This window comes from Pseudoalteromonas sp. NZS71, from assembly GCF_015864715.1.
GTDB lineage: Bacteria > Pseudomonadota > Gammaproteobacteria > Enterobacterales > Alteromonadaceae > Pseudoalteromonas > Pseudoalteromonas arctica.
This window is the reverse complement of record NZ_JADYWS010000003.1, coordinates 88,465-111,329: the sequence shown is the minus strand read 5'-3', so window position 1 is coordinate 111,329 and position 22,865 is coordinate 88,465. Positions and strand designations below refer to the sequence as shown.

14 protein-coding genes and 1 tRNA gene are annotated in these 22,865 nt (G+C 36.7%); 10 read left to right on the top strand and 5 right to left on the bottom strand.

Going from position 1 to position 22,865, the window contains the following annotated elements; genetic code table 11:
• Positions 1-13: 13 nt before the first annotated feature.
• The 5 genes from I6E85_RS02740 to I6E85_RS02720 all read right to left on the bottom strand — a co-directional run bounded on the left by I6E85_RS02740 (position 14) and on the right by I6E85_RS02720 (position 10,444).
• A complete protein-coding gene (locus tag I6E85_RS02740) occupies positions 14-847 on the bottom strand; it encodes an MBL fold metallo-hydrolase (protein WP_024605050.1) in 834 nt (277 codons plus the stop codon).
• Positions 848-856: 9 nt separating this feature from the next.
• Positions 857-7,549, bottom strand: coding sequence for an Ig-like domain-containing protein (locus tag I6E85_RS02735; RefSeq protein WP_197236564.1), 6,693 nt, complete (start codon positions 7,547-7,549; stop codon positions 857-859).
• 39 nt (positions 7,550-7,588) lie between these two features.
• Positions 7,589-8,710 (bottom strand): FecR domain-containing protein, encoded by a 1,122-nt coding sequence (locus I6E85_RS02730; RefSeq protein ID WP_197236563.1) that lies wholly within the window; start codon positions 8,708-8,710, stop codon positions 7,589-7,591.
• A 12-nt stretch (positions 8,711-8,722) separates the two neighbouring features.
• Positions 8,723-10,048, bottom strand: a complete 1,326-nt coding sequence (locus tag I6E85_RS02725; protein WP_197236562.1) for a surface lipoprotein assembly modifier — start codon at positions 10,046-10,048, stop codon at positions 8,723-8,725.
• Between the two features lie 320 nt (positions 10,049-10,368).
• Positions 10,369-10,444: transfer RNA gene (locus I6E85_RS02720), tRNA-His, on the bottom strand.
• A gap of 286 nt (positions 10,445-10,730) precedes the next feature.
• Between I6E85_RS02720 and I6E85_RS02715 the strand changes: the two genes are divergently transcribed.
• The 10 genes from I6E85_RS02715 (at position 10,731) to rfbB (ending at position 22,860) form a co-directional block, all read left to right on the top strand.
• Positions 10,731-11,549: a mechanosensitive ion channel family protein gene (locus I6E85_RS02715; RefSeq protein WP_024597833.1), complete on the top strand. Its 819-nt coding sequence runs from the start codon at positions 10,731-10,733 to the stop codon at positions 11,547-11,549.
• 180 nt (positions 11,550-11,729) lie between these two features.
• Positions 11,730-12,512: a YdiY family protein gene (locus I6E85_RS02710; RefSeq protein ID WP_024597834.1), complete on the top strand. Its 783-nt coding sequence runs from the start codon at positions 11,730-11,732 to the stop codon at positions 12,510-12,512.
• A gap of 122 nt (positions 12,513-12,634) precedes the next feature.
• Positions 12,635-15,310 carry an SLBB domain-containing protein gene (locus I6E85_RS02705; protein ID WP_024597835.1) on the top strand — a complete coding sequence of 892 codons (2,676 nt, stop codon included), beginning with the start codon at positions 12,635-12,637 and terminating at the stop codon, positions 15,308-15,310.
• Between the two features lie 113 nt (positions 15,311-15,423).
• Positions 15,424-16,404, top strand: coding sequence for a Wzz/FepE/Etk N-terminal domain-containing protein (locus tag I6E85_RS02700; RefSeq protein WP_024597836.1), 981 nt, complete (start codon positions 15,424-15,426; stop codon positions 16,402-16,404).
• 117 nt (positions 16,405-16,521) lie between these two features.
• The gene (locus tag I6E85_RS02695; protein ID WP_024597837.1) at positions 16,522-17,457 is read left to right on the top strand and encodes an exopolysaccharide biosynthesis polyprenyl glycosylphosphotransferase; all 936 of its coding nucleotides are present in this window, start codon (positions 16,522-16,524) and stop codon (positions 17,455-17,457) included.
• 24 nt (positions 17,458-17,481) lie between these two features.
• Positions 17,482-18,648 (top strand): O-antigen ligase, encoded by a 1,167-nt coding sequence (locus tag I6E85_RS02690; protein WP_024597838.1) that lies wholly within the window; start codon positions 17,482-17,484, stop codon positions 18,646-18,648.
• Positions 18,641-19,516: a glycosyltransferase gene (locus I6E85_RS02685; RefSeq protein WP_024597839.1), complete on the top strand. Its 876-nt coding sequence runs from the start codon at positions 18,641-18,643 to the stop codon at positions 19,514-19,516. The genes I6E85_RS02690 and I6E85_RS02685 overlap by 8 nt, the downstream gene beginning before the upstream one ends.
• Positions 19,517-19,533: 17 nt before the next feature.
• On the top strand, positions 19,534-20,652 hold the full coding sequence (locus I6E85_RS02680; protein ID WP_197236561.1) for a glycosyltransferase family 4 protein: 1,119 nt from the start codon (positions 19,534-19,536) through the stop codon (positions 20,650-20,652).
• Positions 20,630-21,673, top strand: coding sequence for a glycosyltransferase (locus I6E85_RS02675; protein ID WP_197236560.1), 1,044 nt, complete (start codon positions 20,630-20,632; stop codon positions 21,671-21,673). The genes I6E85_RS02680 and I6E85_RS02675 overlap by 23 nt, the downstream gene beginning before the upstream one ends.
• Positions 21,674-21,777: 104 nt before the next feature.
• Positions 21,778-22,860: a dTDP-glucose 4,6-dehydratase gene (gene rfbB, locus I6E85_RS02670; RefSeq protein WP_197236559.1), complete on the top strand. Its 1,083-nt coding sequence runs from the start codon at positions 21,778-21,780 to the stop codon at positions 22,858-22,860.
• Positions 22,861-22,865: the final 5 nt, after the last annotated feature.

Here is a 22,865-nt window from a genome sequence, read left to right as displayed (position 1 = left end):
GCTCCTTGATAGACTAAAAATCAAAAACTCGTCCTTCTCGGCCGCATTCTATTTTTACCTGTTGAGCGTACTGCGTGTGTAAATACTTTTCTATAGCGACTAACTGTTCATCGGTTCTTGATGGATCGTGGCTAATAATAATCACATTTTTAATACTCGCTTTTATAGCAAGCTCAGCAACCTGATCTATGGTGCTATGACCCCAACCATGCTTAAGAGGCAAGTCTGCATCTATAAATTGAGCATCGTGAATTAGTAAATCAGCGCCTTCAATAAAATTACTCCATTCGCAAATACTTGTGTTTAGCTTATCTGGTGGGTTTAGCTCATTGTCGGTAACGTAAGCTATCTTTTTTTCATCTGCTTTAATGCAATAAGCAGTACCGCCACCAGGGTGATTCAGTGGAGCAGTAGAAACCAAAAAACCGTTAAGTGTAAATTGCTTTTGAGACGATAAATCAGTATTAAGCGTAATATTGGCAGGTAAATCCTGATAACACACAGGAAAGTACGAACCACTCATTTGCTTTAATATGGCATCTTGGCTTTTTTTATCATCAACGTTGCCAGCTACAATGGTTATATTGCGGTTGGGCTGGTAGATAGGTTTAAAAAAAGGAAACCCTTGAATATGATCCCAATGATTGTGCGTTAGCAAAATATTGATAGGACTTTGTGTTTCTAGTAAACGTGTACCGAGTTCTACAATACCGGTACCAGAGTCTAAAATAAGATCTTTACCGTTGTTTTGTTCAATGTACACACATGAGGTATTTCCCCCAAAAATGTGTGTATTACTTCCAGCTGAAGGCATCGAGCCTCTAACACCAAAAAATTCAACTTTCATAATTTAAGGCTAAGCTCCATCTGCTTCAAAATTGAATTTAGAAATACTAACATTGTTAGAGTTAGTGTCATTACAGGTGCTACTTACAACAACTTGGGTATCATTTTGCAGGATGATTGAAGTAAACACATGTGTACTGACACATTGGCTTGCTTCATAAAAGCCGGCACCACTGGCTCCAAACGTATTATCCAAAGTACCGTCAGTTAAAATGCGCGCTAACATGCCTTTATTGTTAGCCTTGCCTGCTAAAATAAGTTGATTGCTGCTATCTAGCGCTGCACCACTTAGCTCAGTGTTACCGGTTGAGGCCAAAGTATATTCACCGACACCATTTGCGGCAAAGCTAGTATCAAGCGTACCCGTAACAAGCAACCTAATAACATTGGCTTTATTTGGCGAATCAATAAGGTTTGCTATTAAATATAACTTACCCGTTGTGTCAGTTAAAATCTGCACTATTTTATTGTCGGTATCTGTAGTTTCTTGACCTACATATTTAAAGATTTCAGTACCGTTTGAGCTCAACTTCAATGCGATTAGCTTTGAAGTGCCACTTAATACAGACTTACCACCAATGAAAATATCTGCATTGTCGGTATGTACGCGGTTATAGTACTCAAAAGCTGAGCCTATGATACTTCCGCCAGTGCCAAAGTTAGGCTCAAGGGTGCCTTCTGGAGTCAACATTATAACGATTGGGCTAGGAGTACCACTTGTTACTATTGACCCGACAGTAATAATGTTACCGCTGTTATCAAGTGCAATATCTGTCAGGTTTACCAATTCTGCGCCACTGACAGAGGTTGTGTATACACCGTCTGTTGCAAATGAAGTGTCTAAATTACCAGACTGTTCAACTTTAGCTATAAAGCCCTCTTCACCGTCAGTTTTGCTTTTAGATCCCACAATAAATAAGCTTCCGCTATTGTGTTCAACCAACGCTATATTAGATGCGCTTAAATCTATGGCAATTTCTTTATGGCCACTTTCGCTAAAGCTAGTATCGATATCACCTGCACTCGTAAAGCGTGTTAATACTAACTTAGTAATTGAGTCCGATTTAGCCGTTGATGCAAGAATGTACTTACCGGCATGAGGGTCATTGCTAAGTTGTAAAACGTGCATTGATTGATCGTCAGATTCTGCGCTTATAGTATCAAAAGCAAGATAACCAACGTCTGCAAAGTTGGTAAATAATGTGGCTTGCTCGTCAACTGCAGCAACAAATGGTTTGGTGGTTGAGTCGTCAACAACACCCGATATCCATACAGTATCATTAGCATCTATAGTTGCTGATTTGGCAAATTGTTTTCCATTGATATCTGAAATGATATTAATACCTGATGCACCATAAGTACTATCAAGTGAGCCGTCTGAAGTTAAAATACGGGCAGAAAATAACTTTTCGTTAGCTGAAACACCGGTAGTGCCAGATAAAGTAATTCCATTTTTAATTGGCTCGTATTTTACGCCTGTTACGTTCGCGCCACCATTACCTGCACCACCGTTACCATCAATATCGTAAATAGCAGTACCTGCATCACCAAAACTCGTTATAAGAGTACCCGTTTTATCAATAGCCAAAACCACGGCTTCTTTTTCACCACTGTTACGAGTTATGTAACCACCTGCAAAAGCTGTAAATTCGGTGTTTTTAGCGCCGCCAATTGCAAATAATTCGTCATCTTTATTATTCTCAGACAAGTCGAACGATAATGCTGCGCTACCATTAAAGCTTCCATTGTTTTCACCATCAGAAATTAAATAACGAATAAGTACGTCTTTATCACCAGTTGCACTTGTGACACTGCCAACAACCATAAGATCAGAGCTATTAAAGTTTTTAATAGCAAACGCTTCGTCATCTCTACTAGCGCCGCTCACATCGACAATTTTAGGGCTTCCGGCTTCATAAGCGAGCGTAGATATGTCGTATTTTATCCATAAGTTATCGTTGTCGTTACCATTAAATGACTTACCAACAGCCTGAATTTTATTGTCGCTAAATTCAAGGTCATTAATCACGAGGGTGCTTGCTAATGCGGTACAGTGAATACCTGAATTATTATCTCCAGAGTTATTACTTAATACGCCAGCGGTATTCATTTTCAACAAACATGCTTCGGTATTTGTGCCATCAAAACTAGTGTAAGCAACAAAGAGGCTTGTACCATCAGAGATAATAGCAGTTGCTTGTTCATCATTTTCTAAATCTAATACCTTAACGCCATCACTGTTAAATGCTGTATTTATCACACCACTCGTTGTATAGGATGCAATAACAATATCTTTGTCGCTGTTATTACTAAAACCTACAAAGTAAAGGTTATTATTTAGCTCAATACTGTCATTAAATTCACCACTTGAAAAAACACCCGAAAGCTCAAGTTCACCTGTTATAGGGCGACCAAATGTTTCATCTTCAACAGGAACTAGAGGCTCCGCATCATCAGTGACATCAATTATTATATCAATAGTAGTTGTTTCGTTAGGCGTACCATCGTCAGTAATAGCTAGGCTCAATATGTACTGAGGAGTTGTTTCAAAATCAAACGGGCTTTCACCTTTTACAGTTAATAAGCCAGAATCATTATTTATTTCGAATATGGGGGCACCACTGAGCAGGGTGTAACTTAAATTTTGGTTCTCAATGTCTGAGGCACTAACAGACCCAATAGTGTCGCCATCGGTTGCGTTTTCGCTAATATTAAAACCTTGGTTTGACGCAACAGGAGCATCGTTAATAGGAGCAATCGTAATTGACAAACTACCAGTATCTGTAGCGTTATTCCCATCATCAACAGTATAACTGACAACAACAATACCGTTGGTATTTGCAGCCGGTGTGTACTGTAGTTTGTTATCAACAACGGATACTGAACCGCTATCGGCTGACGCTGCTGTTATGCTTAGGTTATCACTATCAGCGTCTATATCATTAATCAACACATCAATGAGTAGCGGTGCTGCATCTTCATCCATCGTTGCCGTGTCAGCATTTGCAATGGGTTCATCGTTTACGGGAGTAATAGTAATAGATAGTGTTGCTGTACTGGCACCACCGTTGCTATCAATTGCCGTATAAACAACAGTTGCGAGTCCATTTACATTGGCTGCCGGTGTATATTGAATTTGATTGCCAACTACTGAGACCGAACCAGTATCTGCCGAGGCTGCACTGATAGTGAGGCTATCGGCATCCACGTCTGAGTCATTTGCCAATACGTTTATTAGTATCGGCGCTGCATCTTCAGCCATGGTCGCGGTATCATTATTAGCAACAGGTGCATCGTTCACTGCCGTTATCGTAATAGCGACCGTAGCGGTATTCGTTCCACCATTATTATCACTAACAGTATAAGTAACTGTTGCTAAGCCGTTGCTATCGGCTGCCGGTGTGTACTGAATTTGATTGCCAACAACTGAAACCGAACCAATATCAGCTGAGGCTGCACTTATCGTTAGGCTATCGCCGTCTTCATCTGAGTCATTTGCTAATACGTTTATTAATATTGGCGCTGCATCTTCAGCCATGGTCGCGGTATCATTATTAGCAACAGGTGCGTCGTTCACTGCAGTTATCGTAATAGTAACCGTAGCGGTATTCGTTCCACCATTATTATCACTAACAGTATAAGTAACTGTTGCAAAGCCGTTGCTATCGGCTGCAGGTGTATATTGAATTTGATTGCCAACTACTGAGACCGAACCAATATCTGCCGAGGCTGCGCTGATCGTGAGGCTATCACCATCCACGTCTGAATCATTTGCTAATACGTTTATTAGTATTGGCGCAGCATCTTCAGCCATGGTAGCCAAGTCTGCGTTTGCAACTGGGGCATCGTTTACGGGAGTAATAGTAATAGTTAATGTTGTTGTACTTGAACCACCGCTGCTATCACTTACTGTATAAGTAACCGTTGCTAAACCGTTGCTGTTAGTCTCAGGAGTGTATTGAATTTGATTGCTTATCACTGAGACCGAGCCAGTATCTGCCGAGACAGCGCTGATCATGAGGCTATCACCATCCACGTCAGAGTCATTTGCTAATACGTTTATTAGTATTGGCGCAGCATCTTCATCCATTGTAGTTGAGTCAGCGTTTGCAATTGGAGTATCATTTATTGGTAGTATAGTAATTGTTAAGTTAGTCGTTGCAGTACCGCCGCTACCATCACTTATTGTGTAACTAATAATTGCAGTTCCATTTGTATTAGCAACAGGCGTGTATTGGATTTTATTATCAACAATAGATGCAGAACCTATATCTGCAGTAGCAGCTGTTATTGCAAGAATATCGCCATCAATATCGGAGTCGTTAGTTAATACGTTAACTAATACCGCAGGGGCATCTTCGTTCATCGTTACTGAATCAGCATTTGCAATAGGGGCATCATTAACGGGTGTGACTGTAATAGTCACACTAGCTGTTCTGTCGTTTATACCTTCATTACCAGCGCTATAGCCATCAGTAATGGTGTAAGTTAGTACTATCTCACCTGAAAAGTTGGCTGGTGGAGTAAACTCTATTTTTCCGGCAACAATAGTCGCCTCTCCAACAACATTTTCTACATTAGAAATAGAAATTGTATCGCCATCTTCATCTGTATCGTTAGCTAGCACATCTAATAGAGATGCAGAGCTGTCTTCATCTAACGTATATTGATCGTCATTGGCTTCTGGAAAAGTATTAACACCGCTTTCACTTAACGTTACTTGGGCTGTTGCGGTTAAGCCTTGCTCATTTGAAATTGAATAAGTAAAGCTATCTACACCAATAAAACCTAAGTCTGGCTGGTAAGTAAACGAGCCATCAACTTTTAATGTAAGCTCGCCATTTTGAGTCGTATTAATTGCTGTCGTATTAACTGATAAATCGCCAGCTTCAATATTAAAATCGTTAACTAGTAGGCCATTTTGCGTAGTTACTTCAAATAGTTTATTTTTACCAAATTGATAGGCATCATTTTGTGCGACAGGGCTATCGGGTTCGCTGTTTATTATTAAAGTTACTGTGGCTGTAGAGGTTGCACCTAATGAGTCTATAGCTTGATATCGAAATTGATCAACACCATTAAAATTAGCATCCGGCACATAACTAAAGCTGCCATCAATTGCTAATAATAGTTGGCCATGTGTTGGTGCCACAATAAATGTTTCATCAACTGAAAAAATGTCATTATTTGGGTCAGTATCGTTACTAAGCACACCATTGGCTGATGTAACCACAAGTGTTTCATCTTCGCTTAAACTATAGCTATCATTTTTTGTTACAGGGGCTACGTTAGTGTTTGAGCTTACAATAGTTACATTTGCAATAGCCTGAGCACCTTGTGCATCAATAACTCTATACTGAAAGCTGTCTTGGCCTTGCATGTTCTGCTCGCCTTGGTATTCAAAGCTACCATTATCAAAAAGGGTTAATTGTCCTCTTGTCGGTTCGCTAACAGGCGTTGTATCAACAGTTAAGTTATCTAAGTCAATATCGCTATCGTTAATAAGTAAGCCAGGCGATAGGACAACTAAGGTTCCATTGTTTGTAATGTTATAAGTATTATCAAGCGCAATAGGGGCGTCGTTAACAGCTAAAATAGTTATCTCTACAACTGCGGTGTCTGTCATACCTAGCTCGTTAGCAACTTGATAGCTAAAGGCATCTTCACCATTAAAGTTTGCAATAGGGATATAAGTAAAATCCCCATTTTCATTTATATTAAGCGTGCCATGCTGCGGTAGAATTAAGGCATCAGCATTTACACGTAAATCGCCACTGTATTGATTTGTATCATTTGTTAATACGTTGCCTTGTAGAGTTTGATCTTCACTTATCTGAAATTGATCGGTATTAGCTTCTGGTGCAAATGCAAGCTCTCCACCCACTGGTGCTATATTTATTGTATTAGCAAAGCCACTTTCACCACTGCCATCAACACCGGTAATAAGTACTTGATAACTTTTATCTGTCAATGACTCGGTAATGCTTAATGCAGTATCTTGAATACTTAAAAATTGTTGCCCGTTTTCTAACTCATTAATATTAGTAGATGAGACACCCGCTTGAGTTGCAATATAAACATTATAACGATTAAGTTCGGGGTTAGCTTGCCACGAAAGATTAATATTATCTTCGTCTCGCTGAGCTGTAACACCTTCAATTTGATATGGTTGCCAGTTAAAAGTAATTGCATCAGCAAGGACTTGATTATTTAAAGTGTCAGTTATCCATATTTCTAGGCGTATCTCTCCTGGAGTTACACCATAAAGTGCAGGGCTGAGGCCTATAATTGATTTTTCGTAGTCAAAACCACAATCAGAAGAACACAGTGATATGCTTTTATTGACACTAGGGAGCACTAAATTAACTTCAGCAATGCCATCAGTATCCGAAGCTTCAAGTAAAAAAGAAACGTTGCCTTGCACAGTTTCGTTTGTTTGTGAAAAAACAATATTAGCGCGTGTATTAGCTATGCTTGATCCAACTACTCCTCTACTTGAAGTGACAGCACCTAAAACTTTTGTATTCTTGGTTTGATTACTCGCTATAACACCAGCTAAATTTATATAGCTAGTCACCGTTGGCGTTACTACTTCAGCCGTAGGTGATTGTATTGTCTCTTGAGCAGGGCTTTCTTCTGAGCCTCCACAGGCACTTAACAAAAACACCATAGAACCAAGCAAAAATATATTTTTTGCTGTCATTTTAAATACTCCATAATAAAAGCTTTGTATCCAATGTGTTTATGGTTCTAATTTAAAAGAACCGCTAGCATTTACATCAGGATTATTTATTTCGTTAAGATTAAAGTTGCCAGTAATGTTGTCTAAGTCATTCAAAAATATTGCATCAACATCGCCCTCGGCTTTATTGTTGCCATGGGATGCAAATGTAACGGCTAAGTCAAGTTCGCTTAAATTTATTAAACCGCTGTAAGCCGCATACCAATTTCCGCCCGCGTCATTAAAACTAATTTCGCCATCAGGCACTGTGCCATTATCAAAATCAACGGCCATAGTCATAGCAAAGTCAGTAACAGCACCCACACTCGAATTTACATTAAAGCTTGATGCTTCATAGTTAAATACACCTTGGCGCTGAGCTATTTGATCGACTAAAGATGCGCTGCTAACTGTTTGAAATTGTTGTTCAGAATATATATCCATAGTATCTGTATCTGCTTCAAAAGCATTTACTTCAACTTCAGTTACAGCTACTTGCTCAGTTTCTTCTTCGTTGTCATCTTTAGGGTCGATCGTTACTATATTTTGATCAAACACACGTGCCGCACGCGTCGTTTTTAATACTTCACCAGAGGCTGTAATTTGTGCAAACGAAAATGCCTCGTTATCACCCAAAGAAACTACGCTATTATTTTCGAGTGTTAGATCTATTGCGCCATCCCATACAGCTAAAAATACATTGCCTTCAACGAGCTGAACTTCAAAATGTGTTCCACGTATACCAATAGAGCCCACGGGAGTTTTTACACTATAAGAGCCGCCATTTTTTTTAATCACACCCGAAATAGAGCGTAAACCACCTTTAAGTAACTCAATGGACGCAGAGCCTTGTTGGGTATTAGCATCAAATTCGTAGTTAGCAATATTTAGTTCTGAATTTTCTTTTAAAGCGATTAAACCACCATCCGACATCGAAAACTGCGCTTTACTTTTCTCTCCAGTCGTAATGCGATCTACACCAAAAACGGTATCTCTGCGCTGCAACTGTCGTTGTTGTTCAGAGCTTCCATCAACCGCTAGTACAGAGCCTCGCGCTAAAATAGTTTTACCAGCAGGATCATTTGCTTGCGTATAAAAACTTACACACAGTAAAGTGGTAATTACAGGGAGTAAATGTTTCATAAATACCTTAAATTAAAATGAGTAAGAAGCGCTTAAATTGATATCTAAACGGTCATATTCGAATAAAGAAATATTACTGGATTTATCTTGATAGTTTGCAGCCAACTGTATTGCTAAATCACGATTAACTAAATAGCGAACAGTAGTCGAAAGCATAAAGAGGTTATCGGCACGTTCTTGTAAAAATAAAGGGTGATCTTCTTTATAATTAATCCATTGGTATCCAGCAAGAGAGAACAACTGCCAATGTTGAGCCAGCTGAGTGTTTGCTTGGTAGTACAAGCTAGTAATATTTCGGCTATTAAATTCGCCTTCAGTAATATCGGCTTTTTCGTTTTTGGCGTTAACGCTTAAACTTTGAAACCATTGATTAGTTGCATAGCTAGCACCTGCATTTAATGTATAAAACGAATTATCGAGCTTTTCATCAAACCTATTATTCAAAACACCAGCAGTCGCAGAGCTAAATAAATTAACTTGTTTATTCAGCTTATAATTAGCACCTGCTGTTAAAGTTGATTCAGTACGATAAAGATCGCCATCAAGCATTAATGGAGTCGTCGATACTTGTGCAAACCAACTTATGTCATTTTGTTTATATTGATAAGCAGCATTAATGTGCGCGTTTATACGATCGTATTGGCTGAGTTCTGCAAATTTGTACCACCCAGTATTAACACTCAAAGTGATTAAACTTTTTTGATCTATAGGGTGGGAGTACTTTCCTCTATAATTTAGTCGCGCATAGTTGTCTTGCGTACTTTTACTTTCTGGCGATAATAAAAATTCACCAATGTTAGGAATTATAATTGTATCTTCTGCCGTACCTGCATTTACGTTGCCATCAACGCCAAGGGCAAGCTCAATATTTTGCTTATAAGAACGCCTAGCTTCTTGTTTTTTAAGTGTGGTTGTATCAAGTAACGACTGTGCTGAAGACTTTATGTTATTAGGTGTATTAGGTGAGTTAATCAGTATTAAAGCTTGTGTGTCAGCAGCAGGTAAATTATTAACTGTTAAATAAGCGCGCACTAAATACAAGCGAGCTTGATACCACCTTGGGTTGTTTTCAACCACACGTTCAAAGGCAAATACAGCTGGCGCCGGATGTCCTGTTTTAAGGGCAGAGATCCCTAGTAAAAAATCGTATACGGGTTCACCCAGGTACTGGTATTCACTATTACTTTTTTGATAAGCCTGAGTATATTTTTTTTCAGAAACTAATTTTTGAAGTTCAATCAGTAGCTTATTATATTCATCATTGCTTTGAGCCAATGAGTTAAAGCTCATTACAGCTAAACAACTACACAGTAAATTTCTTAAAACCTGTTTAATCATGCTTAATTTTATATCCCAGTAGAAGTTTGATGTTTTGCATAAAAAGAGATGTATGTACTAGAAATTTAGCACTTTTTGTACTTAAGTACAGCCAATGTAATCACATTGGTTAAATAAATGTTATTTAATTTAGGCTAAATACTTGTTTAATAAATCTTCTAATTAAACTTATTAAAACAGAAGAGGTTGCTGATAGACTGCTTTAGCTTAAAATAGTAATTAATTTGGGTAACAAAGGTTAGATATTCTGTATAGGATATAAAAAGATAATTTAGGGAGATTATTGAAATATAAATAAAGGGTATTAATAGGAGAAAAAGTGGGGCGATTGACGGGGCTTGAACCCGCGACAACCGGAATCACAATCCGGGGCTCTACCAACTGAGCTACAACCGCCACTACACACACCTTGTTTGGTGTGGCGCGCATAATACATAAAATAATAAATGTTGTGAAGCCCAAAAGTGAAATAAATTAAAATAATTTAAACCATGCAAATGTAATCAGCGTTGGGCAACTAATATTTATCCATACCAGGGGATATATTTGGCACAGAATTACCCCTAAAAAATCGAATGAAGTTATGTTTAATAGTATTAATTCATTATTTCATGAGAATAAATTGTAAATTAATGTATAATAATGCTCGGAAAACGCTTAATAAAAAACATTTGGAGTAAATATGGATTCAGTACTTAATTGGCTTAACGAAAACTCAGGCCTAATCTTACATTATGGTATTCAAGCTGTTGTTGCGCTTGTTATCTTTTTAATTGGTAGTCGTGTTGCTAAGTTTTGTTCTAACTTAACTGAAAAAGGTTTTGCTAAGAAGAAAGTAGATAAGGCAGTTGGATCTTTTGTTGCTAGCATCGTGTTCACTCTTGTGTTCGCAGTAACCATATTAATGGCACTTTCGCAAATTGGCATTGAAACAACTTCGTTCATCGCTATTTTAGGTGCTGCAGGCCTAGCTGTTGGCTTAGCATTACAAGGTTCACTATCTAATTTTGCATCAGGCGTGCTAATTATTTTACTTCGTCCGTTTAAATCTGGTGACTTTGTAGAAGCTGGTAGTAAAATGGGTACTGTTAAGAAAATCGAAATATTTTCAACTGAGCTTCGTACTCCAGACAATAAAGTAATCATCGTACCAAACTCTCAAATAATGTCTGGTGCTATTACTAACTTCTCGCGAGAGTCTACTCGACGTATCGATTTAGTTATTGGTGTTGGTTACGATGCTGATTTACGCCAAGCAAAAGAAGTACTAAAATCTGTATTAGATGCAGAAACACGCATACTTAAAGACCCAGCTTATACAGTAGCTGTATCTGAGCTAGGTGATTCTAGCGTAAACTTTATTGTTCGCCCTTGGGTTAACGCTGCAGACTACTGGCCTACTTACTGGTCATTAATGGAAAATATTAAAATTGCATTAGATGATGCAGATATTGCCATCCCATTTCCGCAAATGGATGTTCATTTACACAAGCAAGACTAATTTTAAATACCTATTAAATTAAGGTTCTTCTTAATTGTTGTAGCAGTAAAATTGCTTATAAAATTTTCATGTGGATTTTCTGCATGAAAATTTTTAATTTAATTAATAAGCTATTTAGCTTGCTCTAACAAGTAACGCTTTAATAAAATAGATATACATTTATACAAAGGTTATTTTTTAATGAAATTAAAGCTTTTATCAGTTTTAGTTGCAGCATCTGCTGCAACAAATGCATTCGCTGCAGACGCAGATCAAAAAACGTGGGAAGTTACCAGTGAACTTGGTGCTATTATCACTAGTGGTAATACCGAAACAACCACACTTAAAGGTGGTATCAAGGTACAACACAACCTTGAAAACTGGAACAACGAATACAAGCTAGACGGCATCTACAAAGAAGATGAAGTTGAAGATGCTGATGGCGACAAAAATAAGCAGCGCACTAACGAAAAGTACTCAATTTCTGCTCAAGGCAATTACAAATTAAATGAAGATCATTCTCATTTATTCATTTATGGTTCACACGTTTCAGATTATTTTGGAGCATATAGAAGTGAGTCGGTAATTTCTGCTGGTTACGGTCTACGTTTATTAAACGAAAAGACAATGTGGTTAAGCGCCGAAGTTGGTCCTGGTTATAAATATTTTGAATACCCAGATGACAGCACTGAAATAGATGATAACGGTAACTCTCTTGCTGGCGAGTTTGAAGGCGAAGTAATTGCCTTAGGTAAGTTAGATTACAACTGGCAAATTTCTGAAAGTGCCCGTTTTACCCAATTAGTTGCTGTGGAGTACGGTGATACAAACACTAAAACTCGTTCAGAAACTGCATTGCTTGCAAAAATAAACGGCTCATTACAAATGAAAGTAGCTTTTAATGTTACCAACAACTCAGACGTTGCTGATGATAAAGAAAGTACAGATACTGAAACGTCATTCACGTTGGTTTACAGTTTTTAACCAATGTAACTAAGTTAATGACACAAAAGTGACAAAAGGGGCGAAAGTCCCTTTTTTATTTGCTCAAAATTAATGTATTATAGCCACCAATTTTGGTTGTAGACCTAGGGATATACCTACTCGTGAAAGTTTTTACACAATTTATTAGTGCTTTTATTCTACTTTGTAGTTTTAGTACTTTGGCTTTTACGCCAACAGCTTCTCAAATTGAGCAATTTAAAAAGCTGCCAAAAGCTCAGCAAGAAGCCCTAGCAAAACAATACGGTGTTGATGTTTCAACAATCACCGGTACAAACCAATCCAATAATCAAAATAATACAGAGCAACAAAACAGTATTGGCGAGCGCGCAGAGCCAGAGAAAGAGCAGCTAACAGATGAAGAGCGGTTCAAACCAAAAGCAGACGAATTAAAACCATATGGTTACGAGTTGTTTGCAGGTGAACCAACTACATTCATGCCGAGTGAAAATGCTGCAGTACCAGATACCTATATTGTAGGCCCTGGCGATCAGTTAAAAATCAACTTTTATGGCAAAGAAAGTGACAGCTTTGAAGTCATAGTTGACCGTGAAGGGCGTATTAGTATCCCTGATCTAAGCCCTGTAGAAGTGGCTGGTTTAACCTTTGCTGAAATTAAAGAACTAATAAAAGTAAAAGTAGAGCAAGAGGTAATAGGTGTAAAAGCTTTTGTATCGCTTGGTCAGCTTCGTAGCATGCGTATTTTAGTGCTCGGTGAGGCTTACAAGCCGGGTAGCTATAGTGTTTCTTCATTAACAACCGTTTCGCATGCATTATTTGTAAGCGGTGGTGTATCTGATATTGCTTCTCTTCGTAACATTCAAGTTAAACGAGCTGGTAACGTAGTTGCAAATTTTGACCTTTACGACTTACTTATTAATGGCGATAGCAGTAATGATATTGTATTGAAATCGGGCGATGCTGTATTTATTCCATCGGTTGGTGCCCAAGTAAGAGTTGAAGGGGCAGTAAAGCGACCAGCTATATTTGAACTTAAAAAAGGCGAGTCGGCAAAGCAGTTATTAGCAATGGCCGGAGGTCTTAAACCAAATGCCTATGCCAAAAGTGCAATTGTAGAGCGCTTTAACTTCGATCGTAAAGAAGTACTCTCGGTAGATTTTTCAAAATCACAAATTAACTATATTCCACAAGATGGCGACCGTATTCGCTTTAATTCAGTTAGCTCTCAATATCAAAATTCGGTTAGCCTAATTGGTGCAGTAGCACGCCCAGGCAATTATCAATGGCACCAAGGTAAGCGTATTTCTGATGTACTTAAATCAGTACGTGGTGACTTACTACCGCAAGCAGATTTAAGCTATGGACTCGTAATCCGCGAAATAAATATAAACGGCGATATAGAAGCGCATCAGTTCGACGTTGCTCAAGCGATTATTAAAAACCCTGAAAACAACTTACAACTTAAAGCTAATGACAAAATTGTTGTATTTAGCCGTTTTGAAGAAAAAGAAGTAGAACAATCAGCTCTAGCAAATATGGCTCTTAGCCAAGAGCAACAAGAGCAGCAACAAAAAGCCGAGCAATGGCATAAGTTTGAGCAAAAAGAGTTCGAAAAATACATTGGTGTTAATCAAGAAGGTGAAGAGCTTGTTCTTGAAGACAATAAAATACTCACTATTGCTGAAATTTCTAAACGCAAAGCAAAAGAAGAAGACCAAGAACTCAAACCTGAAGATTATGCATTATTTAGTCGCTATAATTTATTAGCGCCAATTATAGCTAGATTTAAGCAGCAAGCTTCAGTGAGTCAAGCTATGCAACTTGTTGAAATTAGCGGGAACGTTACATTTCCAGGTATTTACCCATTAATGGTTGGTGGTGAAGTGCGTGATTTAGTTACTGCTGCCGGTGGATTGCTGGAGTCGGCTTATGTAAAACAGGCAGAGATTACTCGGATTGTTGAAAGCGACAGCTCTCAAATTGAGCACTTACGCCTAGATTTAGAAAGCGCAATGCGCGGCGATTTACAGAGCAATATCATGCTAAAGAGTAAAGACAGTATTAACGTATTTGCTATCCCAAACTGGCAAGAAAACGTAAAAGTAGAACTTAAAGGTGAACTCAGATTCCCGGGCACTTACACTATCCGCCGTGGCGAAACATTAACAGAGCTATTAGAGCGCGCAGGCGGCTTCTCTGAATTTGCAGAGGAGAAGGCTGCAGTATTTACTCGAGCTTCTATAAAGGAACAGGAGCAAGAGCAGTTAGCTCGTTTATCAACAGAGCTACGCCGTGATATTGCATCAAAAAGCTTTCAAAATTCAGTAAGCAGCAACACACTTTCGTATGATGAAATGAATATGCTTCTAAATGATTTAGCAAGTGTAGAAGCTGTGGGGCGCTTAGTTATCGATTTACCTTTAATTGTTGAAAACAAACAAAACTTAGTACTTCAAGATGGTGATGTTTTGTATGTACCTAGTAAGCGTGATTCAATCAGTGTGATTGGTGAGGTTAATTACTCAACATCACACTTGTACAAAACGGGCGTTAGCGTTGATGATTACATTGGTCTGAGCGGTGGTCTTAAAGAGCGCGCTGATGAAGATAGCATTTACATAATTAAAGCTAACGGTTCGGTGAAAATTCCTGATACAGGTGGCTGGTTTACGGCTAATAATACAGAGCAGTTAGAGCCTGGTGATACAATAGTGATACCAATGGATGCAAGTCATATGGATAAGCTAACACTTTGGAGTACAGCAACGCAGATTATGTACCAACTAGGTGTAGCGGTTGCTGCTATTAGTGGTATTTAATAGAAAGTATGTTTTTTCTAATGGCTTGAGTAGAACGAAAGTATTTCTAACTTAAGTTTGTATTAGCGCTATTAAAACTATTTTAATAGCTGATAGCAAAATATGAGATGTAAATGGATAATAGCTCTAATAATCATACAGATAAAAATAAGCCTATGATTGCTTATGACATTGCTGATGACGAAATCGACTTAAGAGAACTGCTTACTGCTATTTGGCAGGGTAAATGGATTATTATTGTAGTAACCATTTTATTTGCAGTGGCGTCTGTTTTTTATGCGATTAATCAGCCTAACATTTATAAGTCAGAAGCTTTATTAGCACCTGCAGAGCAAGAGCAGCAGGGAGGACTAGGTGCATTAGCAGGTCAGTTTGGCGGTTTGGCTAGTTTAGCAGGTGTTAGTTTAGGTGGCGGTAGTGTAGATAAAACTCAGATGGCACTTGAAGTGTTGCAATCGCGTAAATTTACCAGCGAGTTTATTAAAAAATATAATATATTGCCTGATTTAATGGCCGCAAAATCGTGGAATAGTCAAAATAACACAATAAATTATAACAAAGACCTTTATTTAAAAGGTGAAGCTAAATGGGTTCGTGAAGTTGAACCTCCTTTTAAGGCTGAACCTTCAATGCAAGAAGCTTACAAAGAGTTTACAAAAGTACTTTCTACAAATGCGAATAAAGAAAATGGTATGGTGACTATTTCAGTAGAGCATGTATCACCATATATTGCAGAGCAATGGGTAAGTTGGCTAATACAAGAAATAAACTCAACCATGAAACAGCGCGATGTAGTCGAAGCAAATAAAAGCACTAGTTTTTTAATTTCACAAATACAACAAACCAAAATTGCTGATATTCGTGCTGTACTTTATAAATTAGTAGAAGAGCAAACAAAAACCATTATGTTCGCTAATGTACGAGATGAATATGTTTTCAAAACAATTGATCCAGCTATCGTGCCAGAGAAAAAGTTTAAACCGCAAAGAGCTTTGATTTGCTTTGTAGGGGTTTTGTTAGGGTTTTTTATTAGTTGTGTCTTTGTCTTAATGAGATATTTTATTAAACAGGGAAATAGTAAACCTATAAAATAAGTCAGATTAGGTTAAAACTATAAATAAATTTTAAATAAACACTACTTTCGATGATTAAACTTTGAGTCATAAGTAACACGGTATTTATTTACACATAAGACAAATTGGAATTTTTAATTGTTTACTAAGAGTTTTAAATCAAAAAAAGAAGCATTAAAGCAAAATAAAATATATGTATTTTGCCCAAATGAGTGTGTTTCTAATATTGTAGAAATTATTAATGCCCATTCATTTGAGCTTGTAATTAATGACTTCTCACTAATTGACTTTACTGAAAAAGTCATATGTCATTATAGAAGTGCGCAGCTTACAGATGAACAGCGCGCTTTTTTAGTAAGGGCAACGGAAAGTGGTGCCTGGGTAGAGCCATTAGTTAGTTATCTAGATGGTAGATTAAACTATACAGAAGTACATTTATTGAATAGTAGCTACTTTCTACATCAAAAGGCATTTTCAATCTTATCTAATAAAAGAACTCAAATAACTAAAAGAGTTTTAGACATCGTAAGTTCAGTATTTTTACTTATTGTAACGTTACCGTTTTCATTAACTGCTGCATTATTTATTAAATTAGAAAGCCCTGGCCCTATTTTATATAAACAAAAAAGAACAGGCCAATACAATGAAGAGTTTAAAGTTTACAAATTTAGGTCAATGCGTAGTGATGCTGAAAAAAATGGTGCTCAATGGGCTAGTGAAAATGATGTAAGAATCACAAAAGTAGGTAAATTCATTCGAAAAACACGGATTGATGAAATACCTCAGCTAATAAATGTTCTACAGGGAAGTATGTCAATAGTCGGTCCTAGGCCCGAGCGAGAAGTCTTTATCAAAGATCTTGAAAAAGAAATTCCGTACTACCGCTTCCGTCATGCAGTGAAACCCGGTGTTACCGGTTTAGCGCAGGTTAGGTACCCATATGGCGCATCGGTAGAAGATGCAATTTGGAAGCATAAATACGACATTTATTATATTAAGCACCACTCTACAATATTAGATTTAAAAATTCTTATGCTTACAATTAAAACTGTAATTTTTGGTATGGGCCGCTAACAGCGTGAAGGGTTAAATCAATAAATGCAGCTTCATGAAGCCGTTAAAAAAAATAAATTAGGCTTAAATAGATCACTAAGCGCAATATTTATAAGCATTTTAATTTTCTCGATTTATAACCGAACATTTTCGCTTGGTTTTGATATTCGGTTTTTAGTTTTCCCGTTTTTTATTTCGAGTTTAATTATTGCATTGCTAGTAAAAGTAAAATTTGGTGATTGGGTAGTACCTACTCGCGCTGTTTTACTAACATTATTACTTACATTAATAGTGATTCAAGATCAAATTGCTTGGCAATTTTCTGATATTGATAAGAATACTACCGTATATAAAAATGTAATTATTTTGTATATATATAATTTTTTAATAGCTATTTATTTTTTGCTAAATAAAAAATATTTAAATGATAAAGTATTAATAAATTCAGTGCTCTTATCTAGCTTTTTTTTGTCTCTTTCTTGCTTGTACCAAGCTATGACTGGCGATTTACCATTTGTATCTATAGGGTCTTCCGGTGAAGCATTTGAGGATAAACTATCATTATTAGGTGTAAGGCCATCAGGTTATGCACACGATCCAAACTATACTTCACTACTAATGGTTTTTAGTATTTATATTATTGTTAATATTAAAAAAACTATTTTTAATAGAGCTCTATTATTAGTCTGTTTGCTTACCCTTTTTGCCTCAGGTTCAAAAACTGTTTTATTAATCAGTGCTCTCCTGTTGGTTAGGTTAATGTTTATTAAATTAAAAATTAAAGTAATTTTCAACATAGGTTTCATTGCTTTTATTTTGTTCGGCGCTGTAATTGCTTTCTCTCTTTTTGAGCACTTATCAACGTTTTCTCAGCGATTAGTTATGTGGCGATTAGCTCTAGATGGATTTTACGAAAGACCGGTATTAGGGTATGGGATAACTGGGGTAAGGAGTTTACTCGAGTTAAGTATGCGTTATGTTCAACCTCATAATGGATGGTTAGCTATATTAGTAGATCATGGGATAGTGTTATTTACGCTTATTATTTCTGGTTTTACATATATGTTATTTAATACGCAAAAAAGAGCTAATAGATACCTAATAATAATATTTTGTTTTCTCTCAATTTCTAATGAAATGTGGGTGTACCCATACTGGATACTTTTTTTAGTAGTTCCATTTGTATATAACTTAGGTGAAAAACGTGTCTAATCAAGAACAATTAGTAAGTGTATATATTCCCTCTCACTATCGTCCTAGTGACCTTAGTAGATCACTCAATTCGGTTCTGATTCAAACACATACTAATATTGAGGTGATAGTAGCCTTGGATGGGAAGTGTGAAGACTCTATTTCTCTTTTAGAAGGCATTGCAAATAAAGACCATAGGCTAAAATTCTTAGTTAATGAGCAACCTAAAGGGGCATGTAATGCAAGGAATCGTGCTATTGATATGGCCTCTGGGGACTTTATAACTGGGCTAGACGATGATGATATAATGGAACCCGATTGTATTCAAAGTTACCTTGCAGCTTGGAATGATAGATATGCATTACTTTGTGCTGATTATTCTATCTTTGGGGTGCACTCAAACAGGTTTGATTTAAATAAAACTGAGTATACACACTTTGATCTCGTTGAAAAAAATTACGTGGGGAACCAAGTATTTACAAAGTTAGATACTTTAAAAAATAATATTTTTGATGAAAAAATGGTTGCATGGCAGGACTATGACTGTTGGTTTCGCGTTGTTTTAGCTCAAAATAAGCCTTTTTTAAAACTGGGAAAAAAGCTATATAAAGTAAATGTGGATCCAAATAGAGAAAGAATTACAACGGGCACTAAAACAGCAACAGGTGCTATACAGTTTTTAAGTAAACATGCTGAGTATTTGAAAGACAAAGTAACATTCTGGTTGCTGAATGATCTTGTAAATAGAGGGCAAAAAATTCCCCTTTGGTTAGTGGTTGCTCTTTTGTCTAGTTCACAATCGAAAAGAGCTGTTTATTTTTTTCTTAAACATTCCTTTTTAGGAAGTTTAGTATTTTCATTAAAAAACTTTTTAGCAAAGTTTAATTAATTCATTTTAAGGAATATATGAAAGTTCTTTATTTATTAAATTCAAATGGAGTTGGTGGTGCTGAAGCATCAATCCGTAGAATGGTCGATCGAAAGTTTGTTCAAGGTAAGGTCGCCCTTTTATGGAACCATAATAATGTTCAAAAGAATTTTTGGAATGGTAGGGAAGTGACTCAAATAACAGATGCCAATTCTCCGCTTGTTGGTGCATTAAAGTCTATATTTGCGATACCAAAATACTTAAAAGGTCAAAATTTTGATGCCATTCAGAGTCAGCTAAAAGGTGCAGATTTAATTTTTGCTTTTTTAATTTTTATTGGCCTTATAAAAAAAGATTTTATTTACGTTGTAAGTTTAAGAAATTCATATGACTTTTATTATGGGAATGGTTTTTTAAACCGCCTTATTGGTAGAGTACATAAATTTTTTATTAATAAAGCCGCTGATGTGATTGTTGGTGTTTCAAAGCAAGACATTGATAGGTTTACACAGGCGTTTGGAAGCAAGTTTAAAGTTATTGAAAACTCAGTAGATATTTCTAACTTTAAAGTAAAAGAAAAATCTATATTAACTAAAAATGTAAAAGTAGTTTTGGTAGGAAACGTTAAATACAGAAAAGGTTATGATCGTTTAAGTTCTCTTATTCAATACCTTAATAAATCATACCCTGATTATCGGTTCACTTTCTCAATTGCAGGCGGTATAGAAAGTGAGCAGTTCAAGGCCGAGGTCTCGAGTTTAGCCGGTGGTAATAGTGTTATCGAGTTTTTAGGCAAAGTTGAAAATATAAATGAATTACTAGTATCGTCAGATATTTTTTTATCGTTATCTAGAGAAGAAGGGTTGCCAATTTCTGTGCTAGAAGGAATGGCTGCTAAACTACCTATTTTACTATCAAATATTCCAGCGCATAGTTTGATTCTTGACCCTACGGTATCTGAATATATCTTATTTAATAATGATAAAGAGATGCAAGAAACATTTAGTAATTTAATTGAATCTCAAACTTTAAGAGAAGAAATTATTCAAGCGCAATATAAGAAGTTATTAAAAGATTTTAGTTTAGATCGAATGTGTTCAGAATATTTACAAAGTTACAAGACAGGTTGCACTGATGAAACTACTGCTTCTAACTAATTCCTCCTCTGGCGGAGGTGCCGAAAAAGTTTTTAATAGTCTCGTTGATGGTTTTACAAAGCATAGCAGTTGTGAAATCAAGCACCTGTATTTGAAAGAAAGTTCAGCAAGTAAGTTGTGGAAGGTTTCAGGTTTTTTTAAGTTTATTTATCTTGTTTTAAAATTTAAACCTGATGTTGTGCAATCTCATTTGTTGTATCCAAATATTATTAATTCTTTTTTATCTATTTTTATGAGGTATAAATCTCAGCTGGTCTGTCACAGTAGCTTTGAAAGGTTTCAGCGTAGTAGAAATGCATATATTATTCGCTTAGCCTACAAAAAAGCGAGTAGTATTGTGTGCATATCTGAAGAAATGCAGAGACAAGCAAGAGTATTTTTATCTAGAGATGACATTGAGAAAATATACAATCCACATGATTTAAAGGATTATCAAGACCTATCTTCTAAAGATGTCAGCCCAGTTCCATTTCAAAGTTTTTTGATTTCAGTAGGGCGCCTAGTTGAATCAAAAAGAATAAAAGATATATTACTGGCTTTACAAGCCTGCAATAAAAAAAAGAATTTAGTAATAGTTGGAGATGGCGACGCTCGTGAAGATTTAATAGTATTAGCTAAAAAATTAGACATAGAAGATAGAGTGTTTTTTGCTGGGCATTCAAGTAATCCATATCCGTATATTATAAACTCAGAAGCTATGCTATTAGCATCAGAAACTGAAGGTTTTCCTAATTGTTTAGTCGAATCTCTTGCATTAGGGGTTCCTATTATAACTACTAATTGTAAAACGGGCCCTGCAGAAATTTTAAGAGTCAGCTACGAGGATGATGTATTACGCAGGCCTTATCCTAACTGTAGTATTTACCCTGTGGGTGATATCGATAGCTTGGTAAACGCTATAGATTCGCTTGACGATATGTGTGTAGATACAGAGCAATTAAAAAGCTTAGTCAGCCATTTAGATTTAAAAGATGTTATAGATCTTTATTATTCATCTCTGCAACGCTTGCGAAATAGCTAACAAGCCTCAAGCAATTAGTTTAAATGAATACAAATTAAAATTTTAAGTTAGGTATTAATAGATAGTTAATATACCTAGTTTTATCAAATATATTAGGGTGTGTAGTGAAAGTACTTATAACTGGCGGTGCGGGCTTTATAGGCTCTGCTGTAATTCGCCACATTATAGAAAACACTAATGATTCAGTCATTAATCTCGATAAGTTAACTTATGCTGGTAATTTAGAATCATTAAATTCGGTTGCTAATGATGACCGCTACGTATTTGAACAAGTTGATATATGTAATCGTGTAGAGCTTGATCGTGTTTTTAAAACATATAAACCAGATGCAGTAATGCATTTGGCTGCTGAAAGTCATGTTGACCGCTCGATAACTGGACCAGCTGAATTTATTCAAACCAATATTGTAGGTACTTACAACCTATTAGAAGCGGCTCGTGAATACTGGAATACATTAAATGACGATGGTAAAAAGTCGTTTAGGTTTCATCATATTTCAACTGACGAAGTTTTCGGCGACCTTCCACATCCAGATGAGCAAGAAGGTAATGCCTTGGGTAAAGAGCTACCTTTGTTTACTGAACAAACGTCTTATTCACCAAGTAGCCCTTATTCTGCAAGTAAAGCATCGAGTGATCATTTAGTTCGAGCATGGCTGCGCACGTATGGATTACCTACTATCGTAACTAATTGTTCGAACAATTATGGGCCATACCACTTTCCTGAAAAATTAATACCTTTAGTGATACTTAATGCGCTAGAAGGTAAGAATTTGCCTATTTATGGTAAAGGCGATCAAATTCGTGACTGGCTATATGTAGAAGATCATGCACGTGCCTTACACAAAGTTGTAACTGAAGGCGTTGTTGGAGAGACTTATAATATTGGCGGTCATAACGAAAAACAAAATATTGAAGTAGTACAAACTATTTGCAGTATATTAGATACTTTAGTTCCAAAGCCGACTAAATATGCCGATCAAATTACGTATGTAGCAGACCGCCCTGGGCATGATAGACGCTACGCCATCGACTCGTCAAAAATGAGTAAAGAGCTGAATTGGGAGCCTATAGAAACATTTGAAACAGGACTCCGTAAAACAGTCGAATGGTATTTGTCTAATCAACAATGGTGCAAAAATGTTCAAAATGGCTCTTACCAGCGTGAACGGCTTGGCGAATTATAGAAAGG

Bases quoted from the DNA above. Each gene is read 5' to 3' on its own strand.
- I6E85_RS02740 (WP_024605050.1), bottom strand. From the start codon at position 847: ATGAAAGTTGAATTTTTTGGTGTTAGAGGCTCGATGCCTTCAGCTGGA.
- I6E85_RS02735 (WP_197236564.1), bottom strand. From the start codon at position 7,549: ATGACAGCAAAAAATATATTTTTGCTTGGTTCTATGGTGTTTTTGTTA.
- I6E85_RS02730 (WP_197236563.1), bottom strand. From the start codon at position 8,710: ATGAAACATTTACTCCCTGTAATTACCACTTTACTGTGTGTAAGTTTT.
- I6E85_RS02725 (WP_197236562.1), bottom strand. From the start codon at position 10,048: ATGATTAAACAGGTTTTAAGAAATTTACTGTGTAGTTGTTTAGCTGTA.
- I6E85_RS02715 (WP_024597833.1), top strand. From the start codon at position 10,731: ATGGATTCAGTACTTAATTGGCTTAACGAAAACTCAGGCCTAATCTTA.
- I6E85_RS02710 (WP_024597834.1), top strand. From the start codon at position 11,730: ATGAAATTAAAGCTTTTATCAGTTTTAGTTGCAGCATCTGCTGCAACA.
- I6E85_RS02700 (WP_024597836.1), top strand. From the start codon at position 15,424: ATGGATAATAGCTCTAATAATCATACAGATAAAAATAAGCCTATGATT.
- I6E85_RS02690 (WP_024597838.1), top strand. From the start codon at position 17,482: ATGCAGCTTCATGAAGCCGTTAAAAAAAATAAATTAGGCTTAAATAGA.
- I6E85_RS02680 (WP_197236561.1), top strand. From the start codon at position 19,534: ATGAAAGTTCTTTATTTATTAAATTCAAATGGAGTTGGTGGTGCTGAA.
- I6E85_RS02675 (WP_197236560.1), top strand. From the start codon at position 20,630: ATGAAACTACTGCTTCTAACTAATTCCTCCTCTGGCGGAGGTGCCGAA.